At 73.1% G+C, this 5770-nt stretch carries 5 protein-coding genes and 1 pseudogene; all 6 read right to left on the reverse strand.

Annotation, left to right across the window (positions count from 1 at the left end; translation table 11 throughout):
• Window positions 1-100: 100 nt before the first annotated feature.
• Window positions 101-712: a cysteine hydrolase family protein gene (locus HMPREF0731_RS15240; protein ID WP_007005059.1), complete on the reverse strand. Its 612-nt coding sequence runs from the start codon at window positions 710-712 to the stop codon at window positions 101-103.
• A 38-nt stretch (window positions 713-750) separates the two neighbouring features.
• Entirely contained in the window at window positions 751-2787 is a 2037-nt protein-coding gene (locus tag HMPREF0731_RS15245) for an NAD(+) synthase (protein WP_007005060.1), read from the reverse strand.
• Window positions 2788-2837: 50 nt separating this feature from the next.
• Window positions 2838-3356 (reverse strand): RES family NAD+ phosphorylase, encoded by a 519-nt coding sequence (locus tag HMPREF0731_RS15250; protein ID WP_007005061.1) that lies wholly within the window; start codon window positions 3354-3356, stop codon window positions 2838-2840.
• 7 nt (window positions 3357-3363) lie between these two features.
• Window positions 3364-3726, reverse strand: a complete 363-nt coding sequence (locus tag HMPREF0731_RS15255; protein WP_007005062.1) for an antitoxin Xre/MbcA/ParS toxin-binding domain-containing protein — start codon at window positions 3724-3726, stop codon at window positions 3364-3366.
• A gap of 90 nt (window positions 3727-3816) precedes the next feature.
• A pseudogene (locus HMPREF0731_RS15260) lies at window positions 3817-4557 on the reverse strand (heme ABC transporter ATP-binding protein); the annotation flags it as partial.
• 32 nt (window positions 4558-4589) lie between these two features.
• The gene (locus HMPREF0731_RS15265) at window positions 4590-5660 is read right to left on the reverse strand and encodes a FecCD family ABC transporter permease (RefSeq protein ID WP_007005064.1); all 1071 of its coding nucleotides are present in this window, start codon (window positions 5658-5660) and stop codon (window positions 4590-4592) included.
• Between the last annotated feature and the right edge of the window lie 110 nt (window positions 5661-5770).

Here is a 5770-nt window from a genome sequence, read left to right on the forward strand (position 1 = left end):
GGCGGCGGGCGATGCGGTGGGCATCGGCGTCGGCGGCAGCGGCATCGCCGTGCTGGCCGAGTGACGCGCGGGGCGGGGGCGCCACGCGCCCCCGCCGCCCTCACGGCCAGGCGCGGAGAATCTCCTCCGTCGCGGCGGCCTCGATCTGCTGGCCGAAGCGCTCCTGGTAGAGCGTCAGCAGCGCGTCATGCGTGCGGTCGGAGGAGGAGCAGATGGCATCCACCGGCACCACCACGCGATAGCCGCGATCCACCGCGCCCAGCACCGCGCCCAGCACGCAGACATCCGTCTCCGCGCCGCTGATGACCAGCGTGTCCACGCCCCGCTCCTGCAGCAGCGCCTCCAGACCGTCCTCCAGCCAGGGTGAATACACCGTCTTGTCGATGACCGGCGCCGGCGGAGTGAAGCGGCGCAGGCTGGGCAGCAGCTCCACCGCGTCGGGCGGCAGATTCTCCAGCGTCATCTGCGGCCAGTTCTCATAGTAGCGGCGCCAGGCGCCCTGGCCCTCGCCGGGGCGGGGCTGCGGGATGAAGCGGGTGAAGATGGTGCGCGCCGGCTGCGCCTCCGCCAGCCGCTCCACCACCGGCAGCACACGCGCCATCCAGGGCGTGTGCCAGGCGGAGCCTTCGGCGAAGAGGTTCTGCATGTCGACGCAGAGATGGTGGCAACGCGCCCCCAAGGGGCCGTAGCGAAGCCCGCGTTTCGCGGCCATGGTGTGCCCTCCCGGTTGGTGACCAGGAGGCCAACGCCTCAGGCCTGCGGCACGTTGCGGCGCAGCTCCTCCAGCCAGATCTCCGCATTGCCATCGGAGGGCGCGCGCCAATCGCCGCGCGGCGAGAGCGAGCCGCCCGCCACCACCTTCGGCCCGTTCGGCAGGGCCGAGCGCTTGAACTGCGCGAAGCCGAAGAAGCGCTGCAGGAACACCTCCAGCCAATGGCGGATGGTGGCCAGGTCGTAGGTGTTGCGCCGCTCCTCCGGGAAGCCCGGCGGCCAATGGCCGCGTGCCGCGTCGCCCCAGGCCTGCAAGGCGAGGAAGGCGATCTTCGAGGGCCGGAAGCCGTAGCGCAGCGTATAGAACAGATGAAAGTCCTGCAGCGCATAGGGGCCGATCTTGGCCTCGGTGCTCTGCAGCGCCTGGCCTTCGCCATCGGCCGGGATCAGCTCGGGCGAGATCTCGGTCTCCAGGATCGCCTGCAGCGTGGCGCCGACCTCGGCGGAGAACTGGCCGGACTGGATCACCCAGCGGATCAGGTGCTGGATCAGCGTCTTCGGCACGCCGGCATTGACGTTGTAATGCGACATCTGGTCGCCCACGCCATAGGTGCACCAGCCGAGTGCCAGCTCCGACAGATCGCCGGTGCCCAGCACCATGCCGCCATGCCGGTTGGCGGCGCGGAACAGGTAGTCGGTGCGCAGCCCGGCCTGGACATTCTCGAAGGTCACGTCATAGACCGGCTCGCCCTGCGCGAAGGGATGGCCGAGATCGGCCAGCATCTGCCGCGCCGCGGGGCGGATATCCAGCTCATGCGCGGTGACGCCGAGGCTCGCCATCAGCGCATGCGCATTGGTCTTGGTGCCGGCGCTGGTGCCAAAACCGGGCATGGTATAGGCGATGATGTCGCTGCGCGGCCGCCCCATCACATCCATCGCGTGCGCCGCGACGATCAGCGCCTGGGTCGAATCCAGCCCGCCCGAGACGCCGATGATGATCTTGCGGTTGCGCGTCGCCTGGCAGCGCTGCACGAGGCCCGCCACCTGGATGTTGTAGGCCTCGTAGCAATCCTGGTGCAGCCGCGCCGCGTCGGCGGGGACGAAGGGGAAACGCTCCAGCGCGCGCAGGAAGCCGATATCGCCCTGCGGCGGGTCGAGGCGGAAGGCGATCTCGCGGAAGGGGGCGCCGAAGCCGCGACGGTTGTCGTCGAAAGTGCCCTGGCGCGCGCGCTCCTGCCGCAGCAGGTCGAGGTCGATATCGGCCAGCACCATCTGCTCGCCCTCGGGGAAACGCTCGCTCTCCGCCAGCACCGCGCCATTCTCGAAGATCGAGACCTGGCCGTCCCAGGCCAGGTCGGTGGTGGATTCGCCGGCGCCGGCGGCGGCGTAGAGATAGGCGCCAAGGCAGCGCGCCGATTGCGACTGGCAGAGCAGCCGCCGCGTCTCCGCCTTGCCGACGGTGATGTTGCTGGCCGAGAGATTGGCCAGCACCAGCGCGCCGGCCAGCGCCGCCTGCGAACTGGGCGGGATCGGCACCCAGAAATCCTCGCAGATCTCGGCATGGATGGTGAGGCCCGGCAGATCCTCGGCGCGGTAGATCAGGTCGCCGCCGAAGGGCACCTCCTGCCCCAGCAGGCGGATGCTGCCCGCCATGCCCTGGCCGGAGGCGAAATGCCGGTGCTCGTAGAATTCGCGGTAGTTCGGCAGATGCTGCTTCGGCGTGACGCCGAGCACCCTGCCGCCCTGCATGGCCACGGCGCAATTGTAGAGCCGCCCCTGGTGGCGCAGCGGCGCGCCCACCAGCAGCAGCGGCCGCAGCCCCGCGCTCTCCACCAGCATGGTGGCCAGCGCCTGCTGCACCGCGTCCAGCAGCGTGTCCTGCAGCAGCAGGTCGTCGATGGCGTAGCCGGACAGGCCCAGCTCCGGGAACACCACCAGCGCCGCGCCCTGCTCATGCGCGCGGCGGGCGGCTTCCAGCATGGCGGCGGCATTCGCCGCCGGATGGGCGATGCTGCAGCGCGTGGTGCAGGCGGCGACGCGGGCGAAGCCGTGGCGGTAGAGGGAGAGGAAGCTCATGCTCCCAAGGATGGGGCGCGCCGCGCCCGCCGTCCAGCTTGGCCGCGCTTCTATCGCCAGGAGGCATCGTCGCGCGGCAGGCGCCGCTCGTCATCGACCAGGCGCAGGCTGTGCGGCGCGGCCTCGCCCCAGTCCCAGAAGACGGCATTCACATCCTCCGGCGTGGCGCCGGGGGCGTAGCTCGGCACCAGGATGGCGGCGATGCCGGCCTCGCGCAGCCGCCGGGCCAGGCGCCAGCTCGGCGGCTCGATGCCACGATCGGCCAGATCCTCCCAGGCGCAGGCGAGGTCGGCGGGGCGGATGCCATGCGCCTCTCGCGTGGCGGCGTCGGTCAGGTCCAGCACGTCGTCGCATTCGGCGCGATAGGCGCAGAGGGTCAGCGGCTGGGCCTTGAAGGCGAAGCCCTGCTGCGCCTCGCGCCAGGCGGTCTCGAAGCGCAGCGAGGTGTAGAGGGCGGCCATGCCGCGCGGGTTGAAGCGCCCGCCATACCGCGCCGCCCCGGCACCCGAGAGCGGGTCGAAGGACCAGCGCGGGTGATGCGCGCGGTAGACCGTGGCCGAGAGCAGCACGCCGCGGTCAGGCGTAGCCGCCGACCGCCATCCGGTCGAGATAGCGCTTCACCGCCTCCGCCCGGCCTTCCTTCACCAGCGCCTCGGCGGTCTGGTCGCCGAAGGAGGGCAGGGGCTGCGCCCGGTACCAGGCGAAGGCCTGGGCGGTGGAGCCGGCCCAGGGGCGGACCCGGTTGATGATCTCCACCATGTCGCGCAGCCGGGACTGGGTGGCGCCGGCCTTCAGCCGGGCCAGCTTGGAGACGGCGTCGCGCGACAGGCCGGCGACCAGCGCCAGCTCCCCCTTGGTGATGCGGAACTGCTCCACCAGGCGGTCGGCGGTGATGTAGCCATCCGGCCCCATCACCTCGGCGATGAACCGCGGATCCATCCGCACTGCCTCAACAGATGTCCCATTCATGGGGCAGATGATGGGGCGGGGCGGCCGCCGCTTCAAGGGTTTTCGGCGGCGGCCGTGCCGTCAGGGGCGAAGGGCGGCGGCGTAGCGCGGCAGCAGCGCCTCCTCCGTCGCCAGGAAGGGGATGCCATAGACCGCCTCCAGCCGCGCCGGCTGGAACACGGCCTCCGGCGGGCCCTCGGCCACCAGCCGGCCCTGCTCCAGCAGGGCGACGCGGTCGGCGACGTAGCGCGCCTCGTTCAGGTCGTGCAGCACGATCAGCACCGCCAGACCCTCCGCCGCCAGCTCGCACAACAGGCGCAGCAGCTGGGCGCGGTGGCCGGCATCCAGGCTGGCGGTGGGCTCGTCCAGCAGCAGCGCCGCCGGCCGCGCCATGCCGGCGAGCTGCGCCAGGGCGCGGGCGATCTGCACCCGCTGCTGCTCGCCGCCCGAGAGCCGGCCATAGGGCCGTTCCGCCAGATGCGCGATGCCGGCGCGGGCCATCGCCTCGGCCACCGCGGCGCGGTCCTGGCGCATGGCCTCGGTGCCGTGCCACGGCAGCCGGCCGAGCGCTGCCACCTCCGCCGCGCGCAGCGGGAAGGAGAGGGCGATCTTCTGGCTGACCACGGCGCGCCGCCGCGACAATTCCAGCGGGTCCCAGTTCGCGAGGTCGCGTGCGTCCAGCCGCGCCGCGCCCGCATCGGGGGCCAGCTCGCCGGAGAAGAGCCGCAGCAGGGTGGATTTCCCGGCGCCATTGGGGCCGACCAGGGCCAGCACCTCGCCCGGGCGCAGCGCCAGGGAGACACCCTCCAGCAGCACCCGGCCGCCGCGCGACAGGCGGCATTCCTGCAGCGCGATCATGCCACCCCCCCGCGCCGCAACAGCCACAGGAAGAAGGGCGCGCCGAGGAGGGCGGTGACGACGCCGATCGGCAGCTCGGCCGGGGCGGCCAGGCTGCGCGCGGCGAGGTCGGCCAGCACCAGCAGCGCGGCGCCGAGCAGGGCGGAGAGCGGCAGCACCAGCCGGTGATCCGCCCCCCAGGCCAGCCGCACCAGATGCGGCACGACCAGGCCCACGAAGCCGATCAGCCCGGTGAAGGCGACGCCGGCGGAGACGGCGATGGCGGCCAGCAGCGTCGCCTGGCGCTTCACCCGCTCCACCTTCAGGCCGAGATGGAAGGCCTCGGCCTCGCCCAGCACCAGGGCGTTCAGCGGCCGGGCCAGGCGCAGCAGGGCCAGCGTCGGCAGCAGCACGAAGGCCAGCAGCACCGGCATCTGCGACCAGCGCGCGCCGGAGAGGCTGCCCATGGTCCAGAAGGTGATGTCGCGCGCCTGGCGCTCATCGGCCATGAAGACCAGCAGCCCGGTCAGCGCGCCGGCGAGCGCATTGACCGCGACGCCGGCCAGCAGCAGCGTCGCCACGGCCGTCACCCCCTCGCGCCGGCCGAGGCGGATGATCAGCAGCGTGGCGCCGAGCCCGCCGGCGAAGGCGGCCAGCGGCAGCAGCCACAGCCCGAGCAGCCCGCCACCCAGCGCCAGCAGCGCGCCGCCGAAGACGATGGTGGTGACAGCGCCGAGCGCCGCCCCGGCGGAGACGCCGATCAGCCCCGGATCGGCCAGCGGGTTGCGGAACAGCCCCTGCATCACCGCCCCCGCCACGCCGAGCCCGGCGCCGACCATCATGGCCAGCAGCGCCCGCGGCAGGCGGATGACGGTCAGCACCGCCGCCTCCCGCTGCAGCGCGCGCGGCAGCGGGGCGAGGCCCAGCGCGTCCAGCAATGTCGCCCAGAGCGCGGCGCCGGAGACCGAGGCGGGGCCGAGCGCCAGCCCGGCCAGCAGCGCCGCCAGCAGCGCCAGCACGCCGAAGCCCCAGGCGCCGGCCCAGGGATGCCGCCGCGCGGGGCGCGGCAAGGTCAGGCCCGGTACCATGGCCGCTCCGGCAGGGTGGGCAGGGCCAGGCCGGGATGCAGCAGCGCCGCGACCTCCCGCCGCGCCAGCGCCGCGCGCGGGCCGAAGGTCAGGTGGCCGGCGTCGATGGC

It is taken from the genome of Pseudoroseomonas cervicalis ATCC 49957 (assembly GCF_000164635.1).
GTDB lineage: Bacteria > Pseudomonadota > Alphaproteobacteria > Acetobacterales > Acetobacteraceae > Pseudoroseomonas > Pseudoroseomonas cervicalis.